This is a genomic window from Streptomyces lancefieldiae, assembly GCF_031845825.1.
GTDB classification, from domain to species: Bacteria; Actinomycetota; Actinomycetes; order Streptomycetales; family Streptomycetaceae; genus Streptomyces; species Streptomyces lancefieldiae.
Genome location: NZ_JAVRFH010000011.1, coordinates 117976 through 142479 on the forward strand (window position 1 = coordinate 117976; position 24504 = coordinate 142479).

The following is a 24504-nucleotide window of genomic DNA, read 5'->3' on the forward strand; positions in this document are numbered from 1 at the left end:
ACTACTTGCCTTCCGGGGCGGGGGTGGGCGTGGGCGTGGTGAGGGGGTGCTCTGCGAGGTAGGCGGCGTAGTCGCCGTATTCGCCGGCGTGGAGACGGGCGGTGAAGTCCGCGTGGGCGCGGGTCATCTCTGCCTCGCGGTTCGGCTTCACCCAGCCCTCGGGGATGGCGGGGGTGGGGTCGCCTGCGCGGGCGGCTTTTACCCAGGCCTTGACGAAGGCGGTCTCCTCCGGGGTCTGGCGGATGCCTACGTTGTGCGTCGCCGCGCCGATCTTGTGGCCGTCGGAGGCGAAGAACATCTCCCACTCGTACTTACGGAGTACGGCGAACTGGGAGCGGTACATGGCGCAGAGCTGCTCGGCGGTGAGGCCGAGCATGACGGCTACGAGGGCGTCGATTTCGACGAGGGCCATGCGGCGGTCGTACTCGGTGCGGAGGGGGGTTGCCATGGACCAGGTGCGGTCGACGGCCTGGATTGGGGGACGGGGGGAGTCAGGATCGGTCCAGCGGTCGGCTAGCCAGGCGGGCTCGAAAAGCTCTTTCCAGAGGGGGGCGTAGTCACTGGTGAGGCAACTCAAGCGGAGAATGCGAAGTAGAAGGGGACTGGTAAGAGGGTGAGTTAGTGGAGCGGGAAAGTTCTGAGCCAACTCGATGTTCACTTTGGACGCCCCAGAAACCTTGACCAGATAGTCAAAGGGAAGTGCCGCCCAGAGACCCCCGAAAATGGCAGTACTCCGGTTATCGGCCAGCGCCATCGTGTGAACAGTGTGAACATGCGTGGGACCTGGCGGAATCAATGCCGCGTGAAGCCCTCGCTCAAGCTCCGATGATGTCATATTACGCCAGATGACACGAAAGTAATCTGTAGCGATCCTATCCCCCCAAGTCGGCTGGGCCAATTTGAACGATTCGAGTGAACTCGAACGCGCATAGTTAGTTCGAGGAAGAGCATCCTCAGCCAACTCTTCGAGCGAATGGACGGAGTAATCCTTATTGCTTCTACATCCAGGATTCGGCTGCTTATTGAAGGGATTGCCGGCAGTGAAGTGAGGACCTTGGAGTACAACCTCTGACCAAGATGACGGGAAATGAGTACGCCATTCAATCAACCCATCATCTTTTGAAGTCTTCTCGTTCAGTGCAGACGTCCACCAGAAAACATACCCGTTGAGGCGTTGTGGAATTTGAGCGATTACATCCAGCGCTTCACTATCATCAACAGCCAGCGGGCGAATCATTCGAGCATGCACAGCTGGAACTCCCGGACTCTCCATAAGCGCAGCCCAAGATGTTAGGGTAGAAACATCTACCTTAATTACACGGTCACAGTGCGGACGAGTATCCCATCCTCCCGCCTCGAACTGAATCCCGGGAACTTCACCTCCGCCAGAGTCAACGAGAGATCGCTCAGCGGTATCGGGATGAAAAACTGAACTCATATTGAGGAAGCTCGGAACCCTTGGCGGTCCATAAATATGCATTCCATATTCGAAAGTGTTGTGCACTTCCTCAAACAGGCGCACTTCGTTCCGGAACTGCCAGTGCCGTCTAAGTCGCCCGTAGGTAGCTGCACGCAAGACTCCAGCCCTTGGGTCACTGAAGTGCGACTCCGGATGGAGCAGGCCAATCACTCCACGCTTTCCAAGGTTTCGCCAAGTACGCTCCATAAAGTTCATGTAAAGATTCGTTCTCAACCCATCAAGAACGGCGTGATAGATTGGAGATCTGAGCGATTCGGTCAAACCCGCCCAGAAACCCAGATCGGCGAGGTACCCCTGCATGATATTGGGGTCCGATAGCGCAGCCTCACGCTTCCGGTTCTTACTTTTTTCTGACGCTTTCTCGTTGAGCCCGAACCAAGGATCGAACTCTGCGAGCGAGATGTGATCCTCCCAGTCAAGTCGCACCCACGGAGGATTTCCCACTTGCAGATCGAAGCCTGCCCGCTCAAAGATATGCGCGAACTCCAATTCCCAATGAAAGAATCCCTCCCGTCGGGAAATCCTGTCAATCTCGCTCAGCCACGGGAAGCGCAACATCACCGACGGCAGGTCCACACACTGACTCATCAAGCGGTCGAACTCGTCGTCCATCGCCAGCTTCTCGAACTCACCGGTGTCGGCGAACAAGCCAAACTCGTCCTCCAGCCCCGCCGCACCACCGCCGATACGGCCGGACGGCCTTGCCTTCGCCTTGGCGGCCGGAACGCCCAGTACCGCCTCGGAAAAGGACAGCCACTCCTCCATGGAGGGCGGAGTTGGCGTGTCAGGCTGACCCACCGGCCAGAACCACAGGGCGCACCAAGCGTCCATAACCAACTTCAGTCGGCCGCGTGGTGAGCCTGGCTCGTTGAGGGCGCTTTCGATCTGCTCACGGGTCACGTCCCCCGATGCCTTCGGCAGCGGCTTGTCGGGGTCCACCTGCCACACGTCGATCTGGCGCCGCACCTCCCGCTCGCTCACGATCAGGCGGCGCTTCGTCAGCTCCCATAGGCGTTCGACTCGCGTCGCCAGTGCCAGCAGCCGCTTCCCCTGGGCCGCGGACGGGGTCGCGGTGACGGCCTTGCGCCACTCCGCAAGTGCGTCGCGCTCGTCCTTCGCCAACTCCTTCGCTTGCTTGGCGTCGGCGACCGCGCCCCAGCCCTTGGCCGGCAGCAGGAAGTGGTGGATCTCCTCGCCAGCTCGGAAACTCCCCTCTTCGGCCAGCGGGCGGTCCGTCGGGACCGTCGTCAGCCAAGCCTTCTTCTTCAGGGCCTCCGCCGCGTATACCGCCCGCCGGGCACCAATCAGCGAGTTGCCGCGCCGCAGGTGCAAGCCGAACCAGGGGGCCTTCAGACCCTCGTGCATCGAGTTGAGCCAGAGCGAGACCTCTGCCAGCTCCACGGCCGTCTGGTTGAGGTCGACGCCGTAGCAGTTGTGCAGCGCCAGGTAGGCCTTGACCTTCTGGAGTTCCGCCTCATAGCGGTCCGGCGGCAGCTGCTCGCCGCCGAGTTCGGCCATCCGCCGACGCAGGTACTCCGCCGCGAGCTGGTTGATGGCCTCGTTGAGGAACGCGCCGGAGCCCAGGGCGGGCTCGCACACCGTGAGGTCGAGGATGTCCCGCGCGGGTGTCGTCTTCCCGTCCTGGTCCAGCAGTTCCGCCAGTGCGTGCTTGACCGTGCTCCGGGTCAGGACTTCCGGCGTGTAGTACGACGCCGAGCGCTGCCGCTCCCGCCCGGACAGGCGGTAGACGAACGTGCCCTTCTTGTGCAGGACCCGCTTCTTGGCGCCCGTCAGCTCGTCCGTCCGCTTAACGAAGACTTCCTCGTCGTAGTTGTCCGCGTCCTTCAGCGGTACGACCCACGTGCCGCTCAGCCCGTCCGAGTCCGGCTTGGCGACCTCGTACAGGTCGTCCCAGGCGAAGAAGCCGGTGTAGGACATCAGGCCCTCGTACACCGCGCCCAGCTGGTTGATGCCGAGCTGAGCGTACGAGATGAAGCCCTTGCCGGTGCCGCCGCCGGCCTTGCCGCGTCCGCTGCGGCGGCCCTGGGTGAGCATCAGCAGGTTAAGGACGCGCCACAGCACCTTGTTCCGCAGCCGCGTGTCGATCCGCTGTCCGTCGATCGACACCGTGCCGATCAGCGGGGTCGCGTCGGCCTTGAACAGGTCGCTGCGCAGCGCCTCGAAGCGCAGGCCGTCCGCGTCGAGGACGGTGACGTTGTCGTCGGAGGGCTTCTTCTCCGTGCCCAGCGGGCGGTGGCCCTGGTCGACCAGGCGGAACAGCAGGTCCAGGGATTCGGCGAAGTGCGTGCCGTCCTGGGCCTCCTCTGGGAGGTCGTAGGAGACCAGTTCGCCGAGCCGTGCCAGGCCGTAGCCGTCCTGGTAGGCGTCGTCCTTGCTGGGCAGGATGCCGAGTTCGGGGCGGGCCTCCGCGTAGAGCAGGAACAGGATCCGGTAGAGGTAGCGCAGCGACTCGCGGGTGAGTCGGCTCGCGAGGTCGGAGGGGTCACCCAGTTCTGCCGGGTCCGCACCGCCGTCCTTGATGCGGTCCAGAATCTCCTGGGCGATGAGCTCGACGGACTGGCGCAGGCCTTCCCGGAGTTCCTTCGACACGCCGACCGCGTGCTTGCGGCCCTTGTCGACCAGGTTGTCCAGGTACCCGGCGACACCGCCCTCGGTGAGCAGCGACTCGGCTCCGAAGAGCGCGGCCACCGCTTCCAGTTCCTCACCGTCCGCGCTGAGGTTGCGGTCCAGGGCCTCATCCACGCTCACCGCGAGGAATCGGCCCTCGTGCCAGGCCGTGCGGTCGGCGAGCAGGACGACGCCGCCCGCGAGCAGCAGGACATAGCGCGGAGCGTAGCCGTCGTCGCAGCCGAAGAGGAAGGTGACGGCCTCGTGCGCACCCGTGACGCGGTCCTTGCCGTCGAGCTGGATCGGGTCGAGCAGGCGGGCGCCGCCGTCCTCGACATCCGCGACGACGAGCTCGCCGTCCACCTCCCACGTGACGTCCAGGGCGACGAGTTCCAAACCGCCGGGGCCCGTGACGGCCAGCGCCACCGGTACCGACCGCTCCTTGTCGCCCTGCATGACGTCGAAGTCGCCGCGGTGCAGCCGGGTGTGGGTGGAATTTTCGGGGTCCGAAGCCTCCTCGGAGTCCTCGCTCTTCGGCGCGATGTACGCCAGCGCCGCCAGCAGGCGGTCGTTGAGGTCCCGCACCTCGGAGCCGTCGACGGCGTTGTTCTCGGTGATACGGACCTTGGCCTTGAAGTACTCGCGGCGCAGATTCTTCACGCCCGACCGGGACGACGGCGCGCCGGCCCGATCCGCCGAGGTCCAGCGTTTGCGCAGGTCGGTGAGGTCGCGGGCGAACAGCTCGGCGAGGTAGTGGGCGGAGATGTACTCACCGCGGTTGGTGATCGCTTCGAATGCCACGGTGTCACGCGCCCTTCTGCTGCTGAACTGCTGCGCCGCCGGAGGCGGCGGCCGGTGCGAGGACCCCGATGACCCGCACCATGGATTCGCCCTGGGTGGCCAGCTGCTCGATGAGCTGCTCGACCTCCACCGCGGTCTTCTGCACGCGGTTCTCCTCGTGCTGCCGCCGGATGCCGGTGAAGCTGAGCTGTTCGAAGGCCGAGAAGCTCTCCCTCTTCCAGGCCTCCAGTCGCTTCTCGTATTCCACGAGCTGTTCGATCAGCGGGGTCTCCTGCTCCGCGCGCAACTCCGCCAGGTGCTCACGGGTCGCCCGTACCGCCGCCGGAACCAACGCCTGCAAGGCGTCCTTGTCCCCGGTGAAGGGACGGTTGAGCATCCCCGGCTCGACCCCGGCCCGCCGGAGCACGCCCACCAGGTCGTCGTCGAACTTCGGCGTTCCGCTCTCCAGGCCCGTCACACAGGTCCAGGCCAGTACCGTCGGGTGACCCTTGGCGTTGGAGTACATGCCCTGGGTGAGGAACACCGGCTCGATGACGTCCGCGGTGATGAGGGGTGCCGTGTTGCGGGTGAGCTTGACGAGGACCTTGTCCGTCAGCCACTCCACCACCGGGTGCTGGTCCGTGAGGTAGCTGACGTCGGGCCAGCCCGACGTCTCGGCACGTTCCTGCTTGGTGAGCGCTCCCTTGCGGCGGTTGCCGCTGCGTTCGCGGGCCCGGTCCAGGCGGTCCTGGCCGAACTCCTTGTCGAAGGTGACCCGGAGCTGCTCCAGGACGCCCCGCTCGTCGAGGTACGACTTGGGCAGGACCAGCAGGCGGCGCTGGAGCTCCCGGTCCGGGGTGAAGACCATCATCTTGGGGTGGTCGTCGCTCCAGTGCTTGCCGATGCGCTGCTCCGGGTTGTCGTAGACCTCGTCCAGGGCCTCCTCGACGAAGGCGCGGGTCGACGCGAAGAGCTGCGGCACCTGGTATCCCGTGGAGTCGCTCTCGGGGGTGTGGTCGGCCAGGAATGCCTCGAAGGGGTCCAGCGGGGCCGGCGGGACGACCGTGTCGAAGGGTTCGTCTCCGGCCAGGAGGCGTTCGACGATCTCGACCCGCTCGGCATCCTCGTCGCGCAGCCCAAGGATGGAGGCCGCCTCACCGAACGCGCGGTGGACCTCGTCCTCGCGCTCCAGCAGGCGCTGCGAGACGGCTCGGTCGGCCGAGGGGCGATCGGGGTCCTCGTCGTCGGTGAGCAGCAGCAGGGCGCGGATCTCCGGGCAGTGCTGCTGTCCGTAGCGGTCGATGCGGCCGTTGCGCTGCTCGATGGTGATCAGCGACCACGGGAGGTCGTAATGGATCATCTGGTGGCACTGGCGGTGCAGGTTGACACCCTCGGCGGCGATGTCGCCGGTGAGCAGCACCCGTACGTCACTGTCGGCGAGGCCGAAGTCCTTGACGGTGCGCTGCTGCTCGTCGTCGGAGAGGCCGCCGTGGAGCTGGCGGACGGCGCCGCCGGTCTTGCCCTTGCCCGGAGCGAATCCGAGGGCCGAGGGCAGGGTGTCCTGCAGTATCTGGAGAGTGGCGCGGCGCTCGGAGAAGACCACGACCCGCTTGTCGGACTTGGGGCCGACCTTGATCTCGTCCTTGAGGACCCGTACCAGCTCCCGGAACTTGGCGGACTCCTCGATGTCGATGGCCTCGGCGAGCGTGCCGAGGCTGACCAGGGCATCGCGTTCGGCCTGGCGCTCCTGTGCCTGCTTGCTCTCGTCGATGCGGTTGATCCGGTTGGTGACCGTCTCGACGAGCGCCGAGTGGGAGGAGAGGAAGGACTTCAGCAGGGTGTAGGGGAAGAGCCGCGCGCCCTTGCCGGTGACGGGTGCCGTACGGCCGTCCTTCGGGTTGATCCAGACATCGTACAGCTCGTCGAAGACCTGCTGCTCGGCCGGGGTCGCCGTGCAGTCGATGGTGATCGGTTTCTTGCGGGTGGCCCACTTGTGGCCGATCTCGGCGGAGACGTCGGGGGACATCTTGTGCCGCCGGATGTAGAGGTGATCGAGCTGCGTCTCGTCGTAGTCGCTGGTGTTGGGGATGGCCGTCGGGTCGAGCAGGCTCAGCAGCTCGCCGAAGGACTCCCGCTGGCCGTTGTGCGGGGTGGCGCTGGCCAAGATCAGGGCGTCGGTCTTCGGTGCGAGGAGCTGGGCGAGGCGGTTGTTCTTCGTGCCGGTGTTGATCAGCTTGTGCGACTCGTCGATGACGACGGCGTCCCAGGTGACCTGCATAAGGTGGCTGCGCCACCGGTCGGACCGCAGGGTGTCGATCGAGATGATCGCCCGCTTGTAGTAGGAGAAGGGGTTGCGGCCGGCCGGGATGTCGTTCTTGATCCGCTCGATGCCGGCCGAGTCGAGCCGTACGACCGGGATCGCAAAGCGGGTCCACAGCTCGTGCTGGAACTGCTCCAGGATGTGCTTCGGCGTGACCACGAGGATGCGCTCGCCCCGCCCGCGCCTGATCAGCTCGGACAGCAGCAGTCCGACCTCGAGGGTCTTGCCGAGGCCCACCGCGTCCGCGATCAGCAGCCGGGGGCGCAGGGCGCGCAGGGCCGCCTTGGCGGGGTCGCGCTGGTAGGCGAGGTCGTCGACCAGGTGGGTGCCGACGGTGGCGAGGCGCTGCTCGGACAGGGGCAGCGGGGTCTTGCGGATCAGCGCGTCGATGAACAGGCGCGAGCGACGGCACTCGGGCGAGGGGTCCGGTTCAAGCTCGGTGTCCTCGGGGCGCAGCGGGGTCACCTGGTCGAGGCCCTCGTGGGCGAAGAAGACCGCCCGCTGGTCGCGGACCAAGGCGGAGATGCCGCGCACGTCCAGACGGGTGCCGTCGTGCTCGGTCTCGGCGACCTCCACGACCAGCCAGTCCTCGTTGCGGGCCCGGACCTGCATGCCGGGGGCGAACCGGGTACCGCCGGATGTGTCGCCCGGGGCGTTGTCGGCAACGGTGGCCATCGGCGGGTCTCCTTCGACTGCTGTCCTGCTTGCTGCTGCGTTGTTTCGGGTGTGGTGGGTCCCACCGGCGCGGGGAGGGCTTCCGGGCGAGGGCTCAGCCGCCGTAGTCGCCGCGACGGTCCTCGATACGGCTGCGCCACCGGGCCGCCCAGCGGTCCGGCGTGCCCTCCGGTTCCGGTTCGGCGACCGGTGTGATCACCATCGGCCGTGGGTGCGGCACGGCATCGGTCTCCGCCTGCGGGACGTCGTCCGGTTCGATGTCCGGCAGCGGCTCCGGAGCCGGTGCCCGTACCGGCTCCGCCTGGTGCTGGAGGACGTCCGCGAGGAACACCTCCGGCAACGGCGGGTAGGCCTGCGCGTCCATCGGCACACCGGAGTCGAGCAGGCGGCCCATGGCCTCCTCCAGCACGCTCTGTGCCGTCGGCCGGTCCTCCACGTCGTAGGACAGGGTACGGGTGACCAGGTCGACTAAAGCGGTCGGGAGGCCGGTCAGGTCCGGCTCCAGGTCCAGCGTCCGCTGCACGGGCATCTCCGCGTAGAAGGGGACGTGGCCGGTCGCGGCGTGCACCAGCGTCGCGCCGAGGCTGTAGACGTCGGCCGCCTCGCTGGCCCTGCGGGAGTCCTTGGCCTGCTCGGGCGCCATGTAGGCGAGGGTGCCGAGCGCCGCACTCGCCGTGGTCAGGCCGGTGCCGCCGTTGACGTGACTGATGCCGAAGTCGATGACCCGGACCCCGTCCGCCGCGACCAGGACGTTGGCGGGCTTGAGGTCTCGGTGCAGCAACCGCACCGAGTGGATGTGCATCAGGGCGTCCGCCAGGCCGGCGGCCAGCCACCACGCGCCGACCTCGCTGACCGCTCCGTGCTGGTCCAGCAGCTCCAGCAGCGACGGGGCGTGTATGTACTGAGTGGCGATCCACGGTGTGACCGCGTGCGGGTCTGCGGCGACCAGGGCGGCGGTGTGGAAGCCGCCCACGCGCCGGATCGCCTCCAGCTCCAGGGCGAAGCGCCTGCGGAAGTACTCGTCCTCCGCGAGCTGCGGCCGGACGACCTTGACGGCCACGGGGCGGGTCGAGCGGTACCCGAGGTACACCACGCCCATCGCGCCCTGGCCCAGTCGGCCATCCAGCCGGAAGCCGCCGATCCGCTTGGGATCGCCCGCCCTGAGCGGCTGCAGCACCATTCCCCCCACCGTGTCCCGTCCTGAGCGGACAAGGACGAGATTATCAGCGGCTCGGTTCACCGTTCCTGCACATCCGGAGACTGATCCTTCTCCGCGGACACAGCGGTCACGGGGGACTGCAGGATGCCTTCAGGCGGACCGGGTCAGATTTCGCCCTGGAGACGCGCGGCGAAGCCGGTGAAGGCCGTCCATGCGGTGGGGGTCACGGTGAGCGCAGGACCGGTGACGATTTTCGAGTCACGGACGTGGACAGCCTGCTGCGAAGTGGCCACCTCTACGCACTCACCGCCCTCTTCACTGCTGTGGCTGCTCTTGATCCACTTCAGTCGAGGCACAGCGGACCCGAACTTGTCGACCTTCACGGCTCTCCCAGCAACTTCTCGATATAGGCAAGGGACTCCCGGGGCGTGAGCGCCTGCGCTCGTAGGATCCCGTACTTCACCTCGAGCCCCCGGACAAGGTGTCGCTCCGTGTGCACGTGGCTCACGTTCTGCACCTCAACGTACGCGATCCTGCGCTCTCCCTTGGTCTCGGTCAAGGTGAAGGGACCAGCCAGTCCTGCGTTCTCCTCTCGTTCCAGAGGCATGACCTGCACCTCGACTGTGGGCTTCTGCCCGATGAGGAGAACCTGCTCCAACTGGCCTCGCAGGATGCCTCGTCCACCGATCGGCCTCCGCAGTACCGACTCATCGATGACGAAACTCATCAGCGGTGCCGGGCGTTTGGTGAAGAGGCTCTGACGAGCCAGGCGAGCTGCTACGCGCTGATCGATGACTTCCTCGTCCATGGGAGGCCGCATCATCGTGAATACCGCACGCGCGTAGTCCTCCGTCTGCAACAGACCGGGGACCGCCTGGTTCGCGTACACGTGCAACTCGACCGCCTCGGCCTCCAGCCGCGCCGCGTCCCGGAAGAACGCCGGATACCGCGCCCGCGCGACCTCTTCCTTCATCGCCCGCAACACGCCCCCGGCATCCAGTACCTCGTCCGCCTTGTCGATCAGCTCCGGTTTGGGGATGCGTCGACCGAGTTCGACCGACGTGATCTGGTCCTCCCCGTAACCGAGCCGGGACCCCAGTTCCCTCCGCGTCAGCCCGGCCCGCTCCCGCAGGAGCTTCATCTGCCGCCCGAAGCACCGCAGGAAGCTCGCCCCGTCGTCCTGTTCCACCATGCCCGCCGCCTCCGGCACCTCATCACCCACGGTTCTGGTGCGCGGCCGTACAGGCTGAGGCCGTGCACGCAGCGCGAGGCGTCACGCTACATGCGGTGATGAAGGGCTGGTCCCCCGAACGCCCACAAGTTCCCTCGTACGGGAACCCACCGCTACGTGTACGCACTTGGCAGCCACCTGTACAGCCCCAGCCAGTACAGGCGTTTCCGCTGGTCAGCGCGGCATTGCCTTCGGCAGGCTCATCGCCATGAAACCCTCGGACACCACCACCGCACAGGCACCGGAAGTCCCGGCCGCCCCGCACGAGTTCGCCATGCAGTTCACCTCCACCCCGCGTGGTGCCCGTCTCGCCCGGCGTCTCGTCTCGCACCGGCTCGACCAGTGGGGGCACCCGTACGACTCCCCCGTCAACGAGACCCTGACCCTGATCGCGGCCGAACTCACCTCCAACGCGGTGCGGCACGGTCACGTCCCCGGCCGGGACTTCCACCTCCGGCTGACCGCAGCGCCGGAGGCACTCCGCATCGAGGTGACGGACACCCGCACCGAGCAGGTGCCGCCCGCGTCCGTCCATGAGGCGCCCGGTGACGCGGAGTCGGGCCGGGGACTACTCCTGGTGGCCCGACTGGCCACCCGCTGGGGTACTAACCCACGGCCCTCCGCACCCGGCAAGACCGTCTGGGCGGAGCTTTCTCCGGCAGCCGCCTGCCCGACCGCCCGGATCAGCGCGCCGGCTTCTCCGGACGTACGGTCTGGCGGGTAGGCGCACGGAACTCCGCCTGGTTCCGGCGCATTTCCCGGTAGAGGTCCGAGATTCGGGACTTTGCAGCGTCCGTGCGGGAGAAGTCGCCCTGCCGGACGGCCTCGGTCAACCCTTCGCCGGCCTGGCGAATGCGTTGTTGCAACGCCGGGTTCACGCCGTTCTGTGAAGCGAAGCCCAAGGCACTCATCACCTGGTAAAGGTCCTCCCCGAGGCGGCTTCGCATGGCCAGTACCTCCAGGGCGATCTTGTTTCCCCGGTCGAAGTCTCCGGCCTTACGCGTCGTCTGCAGCTCGTTGCGGTGGTGCCGCATCGCCTCCAGGTCCTCCGGCGGCATCAGCTCCGCCACGTGATGCGGGTAGAGGAACGCGAGGGCGGATGCCCAACGCACGGTCTTCTGCCGCTCCAGCAGGTTGTCCGCCTCTTCCAGGAGCGTGTCCAGGGACCGTCCGGGTGCCTCACCCCGGACGATCAGCTCCAGCGGACCCGCCGTCTCCTTCAGCACGGCGGATTCAGCCGGGGTGAGCTCGTGGCCCCACTCGGCGAGGAACGTCTGAAACCGCTGGTTGACGTCCTTCGCCCGCCTGCGGAACTCGGGAGTCAGCAGATTGCGCCGGAAGACGGCAGGGACGAACTCCGCTCCGTCGAGCCGGGTCTCCAGGCGGATCGTGCGGTCCTTGTCGAGGTGTACGGCGAGGGTGAGGGGTTTCGTGCCCGTGATGCCCTCGGGCAGCGGGTACATCACGACGCCACACAGATCGTTGCGCTCCGCGGGCTGGAGGTCACCTTCGTACAGCGCGATCTCGAGCAGGTCACCTGCATTGCCCGTGACGTGGAAATCGTACCGGGCCGCCTGCTGTGTGGGGTAGGCGTCGCCGGCCGTGATCAAAGGAGTCAGCAGCCCGTCAGCGGTGTGGACACCGATGGGCAGAGGAATCACCCCGGACGGGTCCGCGACGGGCAGCTCTTCTTTGCAGTACGAGCACGCGACGAGGCCCGGCAGGTTCACCAGCGCACAGTTCGGGCACTTCAGGCCGCCGCTGTCGTGCAGTCCGGCTCCGCACAGGTCGCATTCCATGGCCTCCGGGGCGTTCACCTCTCCGCACTCGTCGCAGACGGCCGGGGACGGCGCCGGCCGCTCGGCCGTGAGCCCGGTGAGGTCGGACGCGCAGACGGGACACGCCTCCGTGTCCTCAGGAGCGGGTACGTGGCACGTCGGGCACTCCACCGTCGGGGCGCCCACCAGCGAGGTGGTGCATTCGGGGCACGCGTCGGCGTCCAGCGGGCAGGCCGCACGGCATTCGGGACACTCCAGTTCCTCGACGAGCGCCGACTGAACGGCCGCACCCAGCGCGACGCAGGTCATGGGGTTCACGTCCGTGCGCAGCTTCTCGCGGCCGAAGACGTCCGCCAGCCGTTCCCGAACCAGCGGGATGGCGCTCGAGCCGCCCACCAGGAGAACCTGGTTCATGTCTTCCGGACGCAGCAAGGCATCGGTCACGGTCTTCAGCGTCAGACGGACGGTCTCCTCGATCCTGTCGGAGATGAGGCCCTCGAACTCCTTGCGGTCCACGGTCTCCGAGAGGACCTCGCCGGAAGCGCCGAGCGTCGGGACGATCACCTCGGTGGAGGCCGCCGCCGACAGGTCGATCTTGGCGCGCTCCGCGGCCTCGCGGATCCTCGCGGCGGCGCCCGGCAGCGGTTCGTATCCGGGGTTGCGTGCGTCGAGGAGTCCCTGAAGGTGCTCGGCCAGGCTGCCGTCGAAGTCCGTACCGCCGAGCAGGTTGTTCCCGCCCACACCGAGCTCGTCCGTCATGCCCGGCATCAGAGTGAAGACGGAGACGTCGAAGGTGCCGCCTCCCAGGTCGTAGACGAGGACGGTTGCGGCGTCCTCGTCCTTCGCACGTCCGAGGCCGTGGGCGAGCATCGCCGACATCGGCTCCGACAGCACCCGGACGACGTGGAAGCCGGCCAGTCTGCCCGCCTCGCGGGTGGCGGCGTTCTGCCGTTCGCCGAAGTAGGCCGGGGTCGTGATCACCGCGCGGCCGAACTCCGTACCGAGGCGGGCTTCGGCGTTCTGCTTGAGCCGCCGGAGGATGATCGCGGAGATCTGGACAGGGGTGTACCGGTGTTTTCCCAGCTGGATCAGAACGCCGCCGTCCGGCCCCTCGGTGATCTCGGGGCCGCCGTCTCCCATGCGGCGGAGGGCCTGCTGCACCTTCTCGTCCTTGAACTGACGCCCCATGAGGCGCTTGACGGTGGTGATCACGCGTGCGGCGTCCCTCTCCACCCAGTTCAGCGCTTCCTTCCCGACGAGAAGCCCGTCGTCCGCGGTGAGACCCACAGCCGAGGGCGTCCCGGCGCCCTCCGGGTCGGCGGACACGACTTCCGGTTCGCCGTCCTTGAGCCAGGCCACGACCGAGTTGGTGGTGCCGAGGTCGATTCCGAGGGTTCTGCGCACTTCGGGGTTTCCTGTCTGCGAGTGGAGAGTGCGGGGCGAGAGCACGTGGGAGAGGGGTCAGGAGCGGCGACGGCTGCGGCGCCTGTGCCGCGGCAGCCGACGAGGCTGCCTTCGGGAAGTGGCCGGACCGGACCGCTTCGGCTCCTCCGCGAGCTCCTCGGGCTCTTCCGGGTCGGGTCCGGGGACGGCGACCACGACCTCGGCGGTCCGCAGCACCCGCTGCCCCAGATAGAAGCCCGCCACCCGCTCCTCCAGCACCGTGTCGGCGGGACACCTGGACGTGGGGCGTGTGTCCACGACCCGGGCGACGTCGGGTACGGCCTGCCGGTGGGTGAGGTCCATCGGCCGGACGTCGGCTTTCAGCAACCGGAGACGCAACAGTCTGTGTGCCGCGGAGACCTGTTCGATCAGCCTCTCCATGGTCACGGCCGTGTGGTTCGGGTCCTGGCGGGCCGACCACCGCACGGACTCCGCGAGCGCGTCGTCTACGTCGAGCAGGCCGGTGAGCAGGCGGTGCAGGGAAGCCTCCGACTCGGCTCTCTGCCGTGCCAGTTCGTCCTCGTCCCGGGCACGTCGCCGTTCCAGGGCTTCGCAGCGGGTGCGCAACTGCGCGATCAGGCGTTCGGTGTCGGAATCGGGCCGGGCGGAGGACGGTACGGTCAACGCAAGCTCCAGAGGAGGTGAGAGTGCTGCCAGGTGGCCTCGGGCCTTCAGTCGGGCCGTACGCCCAGGCTCGCGGGGTCGGGAAACAAGGGAGAGACCTCCGCCATACGCTGACGTGCCTCGGCCAGCAGGGCGGCACCGCCCCCATCGGGCGGCAGTCGGACGGGCAGCGGCGTCAGAAGGTCCGCCTCGTGGCGTCCGGCGGGACGCCTGAGGGCTTTGTTCGCCCGGGAGATACGGTCGCGCAGATCACGATCGCCCTGGGCCGACCTCATCGCCCGGTGGTAGGCGGCACGGATGTCGGCATCGGAGGCGCCGACCTCCAGCCCCAGCACGTCGTAGGGGGAATCAGTGAACATGCTTCCCGGCACCCGCCTTCCTGTCACCACAACTGGTCGTCCTCATAGAGCCCGAAAAGGGGTAGTTGGCGGGCCGTGCTCCGCCCGCGTCCGACTCGGCGGTCGGAACGCGCATCTGTACGAGCACCCCTGGTCGGCCGTCGGCAGGTACGGGCTTCGACGACCGCTGCGTCGAGTCGACTTCGGTCTCCGACATCGGACGGGCATCGACGGGCGAGGGCGATGACCTCGTCATAGCGCCCCTCCTCGCACAGAATTTCCGCAAGGTCGGCCAGCAGCCATACCTGGACGTCGGAGAGGTCTGGAAGCACTGCGTAGCTGCGGACGACGGTGAGCATGGCGAGCGCTTCTCGCAGCTCCTCCTCGTCCGGCTCCTGGGGCGACGGAACCCTCTCGAAGAGTCCTTGGGCGATGTCGTACTCCGGCCCCTCTTCGTCGGAGTGCCGGAACCCATCGTCCGAAACGTCCGAGAGAAGTCGGGCTTCCTGCATCAGGCGCAGAGCTTCCGCACGGTCGCCTCGTAGGGCAGTGGCCAAGGAGCGCTCATACAGAACTGGTGCCAAAGCGCGGCGAGCAGGTCGGAAGTCCGCGTCACGGTCGACGACTGCGCGCAGTGCGGTGACAGCAGTCGTCCGTCCGGATGCGGACCGATCCTTGAGGAGGTGTTCGGCTTTCCTGGTCTCAGCCGCGTTCAGCGCTGCGGCAGCCAACTCGTTGGAGGGGTCCAGCTCGTAGGCGCGGGCAAAGCGGACGCGGGCCTCGTCGTGCTCGTTCCGCTGTGAGGCCTGCTCTCCCAGGTTCACGCACCCGACCGCCAAGTCCCGTTTCAGCTGCTCATGAAGCGGGGCCATGGCAAGGGCACGCTCCAGGAGACCGACGTACGCCTGCCAGTCGGCCTTGGCACGGTTCTTGTACAGGGCGAATCCCGCGTGCACGCCCGCCCGGCCGATCTCTTCCTCATGGCCGGTGAGGGAGGCACCGTTGGCCGCCGCGTCCTCGAAGTCCCGTATCGCAGCCGACCAACGTCTGGCCTCCACATGGGCACGCGCCCGGGCGAACAGTGCGGCGCCGAGGACACGCCGAGGACCTTGAAGGGACTCGTCGTTCTCCTGAGCGCCGTATCGTGCGGTACCTGCGGCTTCGAGGCCTGTGATGACGTCGTCGAACCTGTCGAACTCCAGCAGCGTCAGGTAGTGCCCCTCGGGGGACAACAGGCCCTCGAGGCGAGCGCCGACCTCGTCACCCTCGCCGCTTGCCTCCGACACCGCACTGTGGACCTCCGCGACCAGCTCTTTCCACCGCCCGCCGACCGACGACAGAAGGTCGAGGAAGCCCGGACCGAAGGAGAAGTCGTATCCGCGGTCCGGGGGCGTCAGGGCGCCTTCCATGACCTGGGGCAGTCTCCGGGCAACGGCCAGTTCGACCTCCCAGGCCAGCTCCAGGCTGTCCGCCGTCGGCCGTTCCGCGGTTCTGTCGTCGTCCCGCAATGCTTGGCGGATGTGCTCGGTGAGAGCGTCCGAAGCGGCCTTCCGCTCGTCGGCCGTCAACGAGCGCCCGGAGTGTTGCTCAAGCTCCCACCAGTACGAGACGGAGTGCAGAACCATCGCCCAGCAGGCGATGGCCTGCCGCGCGGCCTCCTCGCGCACCCGGTCGTCCGTCTCGGCGTCGCCGGCGAAGACCCGCAGAGCCGTGAGCGCCAGGGCGTGCACCGCGGCGGTGTCGAGCGGTCTCGCCAGCCACTCCTCGTACCGAACCCGCCACGCCTCGAGGTGACAGCCCGTACGGCTCAGCCGGCGTGCCACCCATGGACGCAGCCACTCGTGTGCCTCGGGCAACGGCGAGTCCGAGGCTCCGGACTCCGGGACACAGACCCGTTCCAGATCCGTGGGGTGGAGGGTCCTGGACGCGCGGTACAGCAGAAGGGCCGCACGCCGGTCGGGTGCGAAGGAATCGAGAACGTCGGCCTGCTCGCCGAGGTTCGCGGCTTCCTCCGGAGCAAGGCAGGCCAGCAGTGCCGTCGCCGTGTCCCAGTTCGCCGTGCGGGCCCAGGACGCGAGCGTTTCCACAGCGATCCCGACACAGTCGGCCAAGATCGCCGCCTGCACCAGGTTGTGCAACGCCACGTCGAGACACGGACCGCAGCGGGCCACACCGTCTTCGCGGTCCGCGCCGTGCTCAGGGCAGAACCAGCGGTCGCACTGACCGCACAGGCCGCCGACAGAGTCCGTGCAGTCCTCGTCGAAGCAAAAGAAGGTCTGTTGGCATGCGCGGGCCTCAGGAAACGAGAAAGCCAACGACCGCTCGTACCAGTCACAGCACTCGGTCCAATTCTGCGCGCGGGCCGCGAGCGCTCCCCGCAGGGCGGCGTGACGGGCATCGACCACCGCGTGGCCGACCGCCGCTGCGCGTTCCAACCGCCGCAGATGGCTGATGGTTATCGCGAAACGACCTTGGGCGTAGGCGATGACAGCCTCCTCGAACAGGGCGGACGGGTCACCGACCGTCACACCGTCGTCCTCGGCACCTCCCCATACGGTGTGCGACACCACCGTTCCCCTTCGGTCTGCCCACGGCACGGAAGCAGGCATCGGTCGACGCCTCCTCCGGCCGATCTTCCGCATATGCCTGTGCAGCATAAAGTCTCAGGTGACGTCCTCGAACAGTCGTCGCGTCAACTCCGGGTACGACAGATCCACTCCGGCCAAAGTTGCCTTCAATGCTTCGGGTGGCCCCGTCCTGAGCGGGGTCGGAGCACCCATGAGTCCGGGAACGGTGGAGAGGTCACCGCCGCTGAACCGTGACTCCGGTGTGGCCGGGGGAGCGCACCTCGTACGTGCGCCACACGCGTACAGGGGGATTCAGCAGAACCAGCAGCGGCTTCGCCCAGGCGGCGAAGGCCCAGCGCCTCCTACCGCGGGCTCGGACGAGCACTCCGTCGGCGTGATGCCGACCAAGCCTGTCGGCGGCTCTGGCAACGACGGGGATCAGGTTCTCGAAGGAGCCCGTGATGTCCCAGATCCCGTCCTCGTACCTGACCGACCAGCCCGCCTTGGAGAGTTCCCCGATCACCTCGGCGTTCGGATCGTCCTCCTTGGCCCGATCCACGAGTCGTTCCACTTCACTCCAGGGCGCGACGCGGGCGAGCGCCTGCTCCGGCGGCAGCATCAGGTCCTCGGCCCCGGCGGGGTCGGCACGCGCGATCATGCCCTTGTGTTCCTGCCACGCGCAGGCGGCCTGCACATCGTGCTCACCGCCACCGGTGAAGGTGGCGCCCTGGCTGAGCAGGGTCATCAATACGGCCGCCATCGCGTCCACGCGTCGTCCGGTCTCGGGTGGGGCCTGCTGTTCCGCCGTCCCGTCGTCCGGTCCGCCCTGGGGATCGAGAGCCCCGAGAAGACCGCTCAGCCCCTCGCGCCAGCTGTGATCGTCGTCGTCCCAGACCCCTGCGGCCAGAAGCTGGACGTACAAACCGGCCACCAGGAGCCGCACGGGGAGCGGCTGCGCCGGCGATCCGTTAGGGTCGACGAGCGTGTCGGCCCAGCGCTGCGCCCAGACGCGGCAGCGGGTTCGCTGCTCAGGAGGGACGTAGGGCACGGCAACCGCACCGTCGACGGTGGGGTCCTCGTCCTCCGTTCCCTCGTCGTACGCCTCGTCCTCCTCCGCGGACGCGGCAATGGTGACCGTCGACACGATCCATCGGGAGGCCGACGGCTGGGGCAGATCGATCTGCGCGGTACCGAACGCCAGACCGGCCAGTGGAAGCCCGATCATCCGACGGCAGTCGGCAAGGTAGGCGTCCCAGCGGTCGACGCCGCTCGTAACCACCGTACTCGTCGCGCTTTCCGTCGCGGGGCTCACCCGGGGAGCGGACATGCCGGTGGTGAGCACGCGCAGGCGCAGCAGGTCCGTCCCGAAGCGTCGCGCCGCACGTTCGTCGGTGAACAACGCCTGTGTGGTGGAGTCGTGGCTCAGCGGGGGCCCACTGTCGTGGGTATGACGGCGTGCGCTGTGCACGGGGCTGTAAACGAAGACCACCGGTGATTCGGCGCTGCTGCCGTCCGGTCGGCGGCAGGTCGCGCGTACGGCCGCGCCGGGCACTTCGGGCATCGGGAAGGAGAAGGCCGACTCGCCGGCGGGGATGGAGCCGATGCCGGTCCAGGAGCCCGGCGAGAGCACGGGGAGTTCGCAGTTGCCCAAGGTACTGGCAGATCGCTGCAACCGATTAGCCCGCAACAAAGGGCTCCTCCCACCACACGGCGTGCACTCAGCAGCGGGCACAATGGCCGCCATGACCACGCGTTCCTGCCCGTGCGGGCTGCCCGAGGCGTACGAGAAGTGCTGCGGCCGTTTCCACGCGGGGGCCGCCGCCGCGCCGACCGCCGAGGCTCTGATGCGCTCGCGCTACAGCGCCTTCGTGAAGGGGGACGCGGGCTACCTGCTGCGCACCTGGCACCCGAGGACGCGGCCCGGGCGCCTCGACCTGGACCCGGGCATGCGGTGGACGGGTCTGGAGATCCTGGACACCGCCGACGGCTCCGCCTTCCACGCCACCGGCACCGTGACGTTCCGGGCGGCCTACCGGGGTGGCTCGCTGCACGAGCGGAGCAGGTTCGAGCGGGTGGACGGTGCGTGGGTGTACGTCGACGGGGAGTTCCCGGCGTAGTACCGCCTTGCCCGCGTAGCACCGCCGGACAAGCCCTACGGCGCCAGGATGTCCAGTTCCTGCAGCGCGCCGACCGTGATCTCTCGGGTCAGCCGCTCGGCGCGCTCGGCGTCGCGGGCACGGACCGCCTCGGCCACCTGGACGTGCAGGGTGACGGCGGCCGGGTCGGGGTCCTCGAACATCACGTCGTGGTGCGTACGGCCCGCCAGGACCTCGGCGACGACGCCGCCGAGGCGCGCGAACATCTCGTTGCCGGAGGCGGTCAGGATGACGCGGTGGAACGCCATGTCGTGGAAGAGGTACCCCTCCAGCTGGTGACCGCGTGAGTTGGCCACCATGCCGAGCGCGCACTCGGTCAGCTCCGCGCACTGCTCCGGCGTGGCGAGCCTCGCCGCGAGCCCCGCGGCCACCGGTTCGATCGCCGACCGCAGCACGGTCAGGGAGCGCAGCTGCCGCGGGCGTTCGGACCCGGCCAGACGCCAGCGGATGACCTGGGGGTCGTAGACGTTCCACTCGCACTCCGGCAGGACGGTCACGCCGACGCGGCGGCGCGACTCGACCAGGTGCATGGACTCCAGCACCCGGACCGCCTCCCGCATCACGGAGCGTGACACCTCGAAGCGCTGTGCCAGTTCGTCCGTCAGCAGGACGCTGCCCGGAGGGTACTCGCCGGCGGTGATGGCGGGGCCGAGGGTGTCCAGTACGCGGCCGTGCAGCCCCCGGCCCGGTGTGCTCATGCACTCAGCGTACGGGGCGAGTCACGGGAAGAAAAAGTCAGACTTATACGTCACAGTCTCTTGAATTCGTCGTACCTAATGGGTTTCAGTTGCGTCGACATCACGTGTCGACGAAGACAGCAGACAGCGAGAGTGCGATGCAGCAACTGCACACCCCCCATGTCGTCGTGGTCATGGGCGTAGCGGGTACCGGGAAGACCACCATCGGTCCCCTGCTCGCGGCCCGGCTCGGCGTTCCCTACGCCGAGGGCGACGACTTCCACCCGCCGGCCAACATCACCAAGATGACGGCCGGCACCCCGCTCACCGACGAGGACCGCTGGCCCTGGCTGGACGCCATCGGCGGCTGGGCGCACGGGCGGGCGGGGCTCGGCGGGGTGGTGAGCAGCTCGGCGCTGAAGCGGTCGTACCGCGACCGGCTGCGGGCCGCCGCTCCCGGTGTCGTCTTCGTGCACCTCACGGGCAGCCGCGAGCTGATCGAGGACCGGATGTCGCACCGCCAGGGGCACTTCATGCCGACGGCACTTCTCGACTCCCAGTTCGCCACGCTCCAGCCACTGGAGCCGGACGAGGCGGGGGTCGCGGTGGACGTCGCCGGCAGTCCCGAGGAGATCGCCGAACGGGCGACGCAGGCCCTGAAGGATCTTCCCGAGCCGGCCCTCTGACCCGGTAGCCGTACCCGCCCCCCACGACCTCCCCCGGGACCGTGCCACCCCACGGGTGCGCACGGTCCCGTCTCCCCCCATCCCCATCACCGCAAGGGAACCACCGTGACCAGACTCAGCGTCGAGATGCTGGCAGCGGACACCGTCGAGCCGATCACCTCGGCCGGTCATGCCCAGCTGGGCATCGCCGTGCTCCTGGGCATCGCCGTCATCGTCCTGCTCATCACCAAGTTCAAGCTGCATGCCTTCCTGTCGCTGACCATCGGGTCACTGGCGCTCGGCGCGTTCGCCGGGGCGCCGCTGGACAAGGTCATCACCAGCTTCACCTCCGGGCTCGGCTCCACCGTGGCGGGCGTCGGCGTCCTGATCGCCCTCGGCGCGATCCTCGGCAAGATGCTCGCCGACTCCGGTGGCGCCGACCAGATCGTGGACACCATCCTCGCCAAGGCGAGCATCCGGTCGATGCCGTGGGCGATGGTGCTGATCGCCTCGGTCGTCGGACTGCCGCTGTTCTTCGAGGTCGGCATCGTCCTGCTGATCCCGGTCGTCCTGATGGTCGCCAAGCGCGGCAACTACTCCCTGATGCGGATCGGTATCCCGGCCCTCGCCGGTCTGTCCGTGATGCACGGTCTGGTCCCGCCGCACCCCGGCCCGCTGGTCGCGATCGACGCGGTCGGCGCCAACCTGGGTGTGACGCTGGCGCTGGGCGTCCTGATCGCCATCCCGACGGTGATCATCGCCGGTCCGGTGTTCTCCAAGTTCGCGGCCCGTTGGGTGGACGTTCCGGCTCCGGACCGCATGATCCCGCAGCGTGCCTCCGAGCAGCTCGACAAGCGCCCCAGCTTCGGTGCCACCCTGGCGACGATCCTGCTGCCGGTCGTGCTGATGCTCGCCAAGGCGCTCGTCGACATCATCGTGGACGACCCCGACCAGCTGGTGCAGCGCACCTTCGACGTCATCGGCAACCCGCTGATCGCCCTGCTCGCCGCGGTGATCGTCGGCATCTTCACGCTGCTGCGACCCGCCGGGTTCGGCAAGGAGCGCGTCTCGGGCCTGGTCGAGAAGGGCCTCGCGCCCATCGCGGGCATCCTGCTGATCGTCGGCGCGGGCGGCGGGTTCAAGCAGACGCTCATCGACTCCGGCGTGGGCCAGATGATCCTGGAGATCTCCAAGGACTGGTCGATCCCGGCCCTGCTGCTGGCCTGGCTGATCGCGGTGGCGATCCGGCTGGCGACCGGTTCGGCGACGGTGGCGACCGTCTCGGCGGCCGGTCTGGTCGCCCCGCTCGCGGCGGACATGTCGACGACCCACGCCGCCCTGCTGGTCCTCGCGATCGGCGCCGGCTCGCTCTTCTTCAGCCACGTCAACGACGCCGGCTTCTGGCTGGTGAAGGAGTACTTCGGCCTGAACGTCGGGCAGACCATCAAGACCTGGTCCCTGATGGAGACGATCATCTCGGTGGTCGCGGGAGCTCTGGTCCTGCTCCTCTCCCTGGTCATATAGAGGTACGGCACTGCGCCCACCGCTCTCTCCCCGACAGCGGTGGGCGCAGTGCCGTGACCGGCCCGGTAACAGGGCCTCTTTTCCCGTGTCCCGGGCACCTCCTGGGCCACCCGGACGCGGCGCTCACCCGGCACCCCGCACCCACCGCGACTACAGTCGGCTCCTACGCACCCGTGACCCGACTGACGATCGAGGTACGCAGCGTGTCGGTCCTGGTTCTGGTCCTCGCCGTGAGCGCCGCATGCTGCCTGGGCTTCGGTTTCGTCCTCCAGCAGGACGCGGCTCAGCGCGCGCCGCTGGGCGACTTCCTCTCGCCCCGCCTCCTGCTGGACCTCTTACGGGTGCCGCGCTGGCTGTGCGGGACGGCCCTGATGGTGGCCGGGATGGTGCTGGGCGCGGTCGCGCTCGGCGGCGGTGAGATCACCCTCGTGGAACCGCTGCTGGCCACGAACCTGCTGTTCGCCCTCGCCCTGTCCCGCGTGCGGACCCGGCAGCCGCTGGGCCGCCAGGGCTGGGCGGGCCTCGCGCTGCTCGCGGGGGGCGTCTGCGCGTTCATCGTGGCGGGCGAGCCGCGCGGTGGCAGCGCGGTGACCGACCCGGTACGTCACTGGCTGCTCATCGGTGCGATGCTCGGCCTGGCCCTGCTGCTCACGGCGTGCGCCGGGCGCCTGCGGCTGACCTGGGGCCCGACGCTGCTGGCGCTGGCCGCCGGGCTGGTGTACGGGGTGCAGGACGCGCTGACCCGGGTCAGCGGCCGGCGCCTCTTCGCCGGCGGCCCGGCGGAACTGCTGACCGGCTGGCAGCCGTACGCGGTGGTGGTGCTCGGCGTCACCGGGCTGATCCTGGTCCAGAGCGCCTTCGAGACGGCACCGCTGCGCAGGTCGCTGCCCGCTCTGACGGCCACCCAGCCACTGGCGGGCATCGCGTGCGGGGTCGGTTTCCTCGGCGACCGGCTGCGGACCGACGCCGGGGCGCTGGCGTGGGAGGCGGGTGGGCTCGCGGCGGTGGTGACGGGCGTCCTCCTGCTGGGCCTGCACCCGGCGATGCCCCAGGGCACGGGCGAGAGCGGACGCGTACGGGCCCTGCAGCGGCGCTGACCGGACGGCCGCTGCTTGGATGGTCGGTATGAGCGCTGCTGACGAGATCCTCGACATCGTCGACGAGAACGACCGCGTGGTCGGGCAGGCCCGGCGAGGCGACGCGTACGCCCAGGGGCTGCGCCACCGCTGCGTGTTCGTGTGGGCCCGGGACGCTCGGGGACGCGTCTTCGTCCACCGCCGTACGGCGACGAAGCTGGTGTTCCCCTCCCTGTACGACATGTTCGTCGGCGGTGTGGTGGGCGCGGGCGAGTCCTACGACGACGCGGCGCTGCGGGAGGCGGAGGAGGAGCTGGGCGTGAGGGGGCTGCCGCGCCCGGAGCACCTCTTCACGTTCCTGTACGACGACGGCGCCGGGCGGAGCTGGTGGTCGGCGGTGTACGAGGTGAGGTGCGAGGGGCCTGTCGCTCCGCAGGTGGAGGAGGTGGCGTGGCACGGGTTCCTCACCGAGGCCGAGGTGGAGCGGCGGCTCGGCGAGTGGGAGTGGGTGCCGGACGGGTTGGCGGCGTACGCGCGGCTGCGGGCTCGGCGGGGGTGAGCACCTGCGCGACGCGTGTCGCCGCCCGGCAGCCGCGGGCCGCCGCGGACATCGCCGGTCACCACCCTGCCCGATAGGGTCCGCAAGTGATCGAATTCGTTCGGAACGCCCGGCTCTGGTTCGCCCCGGAGGAGGTCCGGCGGGAGGGCGCCACCCCCGACTACCGGTTCTCGCTCGCCAACGAGCGCACCTTCCTGGCCTGGCTGCGCACCGCCCTGGCGCTGGTCGGCGGCGGCTTCGCCGTGGACCAGTTCCTGCCCGACCTGCGCTGGGGCTGGCGGGTGGGGCTCGCGCTCACGCTGCTCGCCGCCGGTGTGCTGTGCTCGCTGCGCGCGGTGAACCACTGGGTGCGCTGCGAACGGGCCATGCGTCGCGGCGAGGACCTCCCCGTCTCCCGCTTCCCGGCCCTGCTCGGCCTGGTCGTCGCCGTGGTCGCCGTGGCCATGGTCGTCGTGGTCCTCGCCGGCTGGGAGGGCTGAGCGCGTGAGCGCGGACACGGACGCCGGCGGCCCGGACCGCGACCCCGGGCTCCAGCCCGAGCGGACGCGACTGGCCTGGCGCCGTACGACCCTGTCGGCCACCGTCGTGGCCGTGCTCGCCGCCAAGACGGCCCTGCAGGGCGGCGCGGCCCCCGTACCGGTCGTCGCCGCCGCTCTGTGCTGCGTCCTGTGGCTGGGATTCCAGTACCTCGCCCACCGCCGCATCCGGTCCCTCGCCTCGGCGAGCAGACCACGGGCCCTGCCGCCGCCGTACGCCGCGGCGGCGGCCCTGTGCACGGTGGCGCTGGCGGTGTGCGGCGCGGCCCTGGTCCTCTAGGTTCCGCC

Annotated in this window: 19 protein-coding genes; 8 read left to right on the forward strand and 11 right to left on the reverse strand. The window is 68.6% G+C overall.

Annotation, left to right across the window (positions count from 1 at the left end; all coding sequences use genetic code 11):
* Window position 1 precedes the first annotated feature (1 nt).
* From RM812_RS13955 to RM812_RS13975, 5 genes are all read right to left on the reverse strand, one after another.
* Complete coding sequence (locus tag RM812_RS13955; RefSeq protein ID WP_311572826.1) at window positions 2–4909, reverse strand: Eco57I restriction-modification methylase domain-containing protein; 4908 nt, start codon at window positions 4907–4909, stop codon at window positions 2–4.
* A 4-nt stretch (window positions 4910–4913) separates the two neighbouring features.
* Window positions 4914–7883 (reverse strand): DEAD/DEAH box helicase, encoded by a 2970-nt coding sequence (locus RM812_RS13960; protein ID WP_311572827.1) that lies wholly within the window; start codon window positions 7881–7883, stop codon window positions 4914–4916.
* A 94-nt stretch (window positions 7884–7977) separates the two neighbouring features.
* Window positions 7978–9063, reverse strand: coding sequence for a serine/threonine-protein kinase (locus RM812_RS13965; protein ID WP_311572828.1), 1086 nt, complete (start codon window positions 9061–9063; stop codon window positions 7978–7980).
* 143 nt (window positions 9064–9206) lie between these two features.
* Window positions 9207–9425 carry a DUF397 domain-containing protein gene (locus RM812_RS13970; protein WP_311572829.1) on the reverse strand — a complete coding sequence of 73 codons (219 nt, stop codon included), beginning with the start codon at window positions 9423–9425 and terminating at the stop codon, window positions 9207–9209.
* The gene (locus RM812_RS13975) at window positions 9422–10234 is read right to left on the reverse strand and encodes a helix-turn-helix domain-containing protein (protein WP_311572931.1); all 813 of its coding nucleotides are present in this window, start codon (window positions 10232–10234) and stop codon (window positions 9422–9424) included. Before RM812_RS13975 ends, RM812_RS13970 begins: the two co-directional genes overlap by 4 nt.
* Window positions 10235–10481: 247 nt before the next feature.
* On the opposite strand from RM812_RS13975, the gene RM812_RS13980 reads away from it, so the two are divergent.
* Entirely contained in the window at window positions 10482–10997 is a 516-nt protein-coding gene (locus RM812_RS13980) for an ATP-binding protein (protein WP_394816452.1), read from the forward strand.
* On the opposite strand, the gene RM812_RS13985 is transcribed toward RM812_RS13980, so the two are convergent.
* From RM812_RS13985 to RM812_RS14005, 5 genes are all read right to left on the reverse strand, one after another.
* On the reverse strand, window positions 10957–13455 hold the full coding sequence (locus RM812_RS13985) for an Hsp70 family protein (RefSeq protein WP_311572830.1): 2499 nt from the start codon (window positions 13453–13455) through the stop codon (window positions 10957–10959). The genes RM812_RS13980 and RM812_RS13985 overlap by 41 nt on opposite strands.
* Before the next feature lie 57 nt (window positions 13456–13512).
* The gene (grpE, locus tag RM812_RS13990; RefSeq protein WP_311572831.1) at window positions 13513–14118 is read right to left on the reverse strand and encodes a nucleotide exchange factor GrpE; all 606 of its coding nucleotides are present in this window, start codon (window positions 14116–14118) and stop codon (window positions 13513–13515) included.
* Window positions 14119–14165: 47 nt separating this feature from the next.
* Window positions 14166–14477: a hypothetical protein gene (locus RM812_RS13995; protein WP_311572832.1), complete on the reverse strand. Its 312-nt coding sequence runs from the start codon at window positions 14475–14477 to the stop codon at window positions 14166–14168.
* Between the two features lie 23 nt (window positions 14478–14500).
* A complete protein-coding gene (locus RM812_RS14000) occupies window positions 14501–17023 on the reverse strand; it encodes a tetratricopeptide repeat protein (RefSeq protein ID WP_311572833.1) in 2523 nt (840 codons plus the stop codon).
* A 235-nt stretch (window positions 17024–17258) separates the two neighbouring features.
* Window positions 17259–18773 (reverse strand): hypothetical protein, encoded by a 1515-nt coding sequence (locus RM812_RS14005; protein WP_311572834.1) that lies wholly within the window; start codon window positions 18771–18773, stop codon window positions 17259–17261.
* Between RM812_RS14005 and RM812_RS14010 the strand changes: the two genes are divergently transcribed.
* Window positions 18766–19140: a YchJ family protein gene (locus RM812_RS14010; RefSeq protein ID WP_311572835.1), complete on the forward strand. Its 375-nt coding sequence runs from the start codon at window positions 18766–18768 to the stop codon at window positions 19138–19140. The genes RM812_RS14005 and RM812_RS14010 overlap by 8 nt on opposite strands.
* A gap of 35 nt (window positions 19141–19175) precedes the next feature.
* Here RM812_RS14010 and RM812_RS14015 read toward each other — a convergent pair whose 3' ends face one another.
* Window positions 19176–19877: a FadR/GntR family transcriptional regulator gene (locus RM812_RS14015; protein WP_311572836.1), complete on the reverse strand. Its 702-nt coding sequence runs from the start codon at window positions 19875–19877 to the stop codon at window positions 19176–19178.
* A gap of 137 nt (window positions 19878–20014) precedes the next feature.
* Here RM812_RS14015 and RM812_RS14020 point away from each other — a divergent pair, with 137 nt between their 5' ends.
* The 6 genes from RM812_RS14020 to RM812_RS14045 all read left to right on the forward strand — a co-directional run bounded on the left by RM812_RS14020 (window position 20015) and on the right by RM812_RS14045 (window position 24496).
* Complete coding sequence (locus RM812_RS14020) at window positions 20015–20542, forward strand: gluconokinase (protein WP_311572837.1); 528 nt, start codon at window positions 20015–20017, stop codon at window positions 20540–20542.
* Between the two features lie 105 nt (window positions 20543–20647).
* Window positions 20648–22045, forward strand: coding sequence for a GntP family permease (locus RM812_RS14025; protein ID WP_311572838.1), 1398 nt, complete (start codon window positions 20648–20650; stop codon window positions 22043–22045).
* 203 nt (window positions 22046–22248) lie between these two features.
* Window positions 22249–23142: a DMT family transporter gene (locus RM812_RS14030; RefSeq protein ID WP_311572933.1), complete on the forward strand. Its 894-nt coding sequence runs from the start codon at window positions 22249–22251 to the stop codon at window positions 23140–23142.
* A gap of 28 nt (window positions 23143–23170) precedes the next feature.
* On the forward strand, window positions 23171–23680 hold the full coding sequence (locus RM812_RS14035; protein ID WP_311572839.1) for an NUDIX hydrolase: 510 nt from the start codon (window positions 23171–23173) through the stop codon (window positions 23678–23680).
* Window positions 23681–23766: 86 nt separating this feature from the next.
* Window positions 23767–24159 carry a YidH family protein gene (locus RM812_RS14040; RefSeq protein WP_311572840.1) on the forward strand — a complete coding sequence of 131 codons (393 nt, stop codon included), beginning with the start codon at window positions 23767–23769 and terminating at the stop codon, window positions 24157–24159.
* A 4-nt stretch (window positions 24160–24163) separates the two neighbouring features.
* Window positions 24164–24496 carry a DUF202 domain-containing protein gene (locus tag RM812_RS14045; protein ID WP_311572841.1) on the forward strand — a complete coding sequence of 111 codons (333 nt, stop codon included), beginning with the start codon at window positions 24164–24166 and terminating at the stop codon, window positions 24494–24496.
* The last annotated feature ends 8 nt before the right edge of the window (window positions 24497–24504 follow it).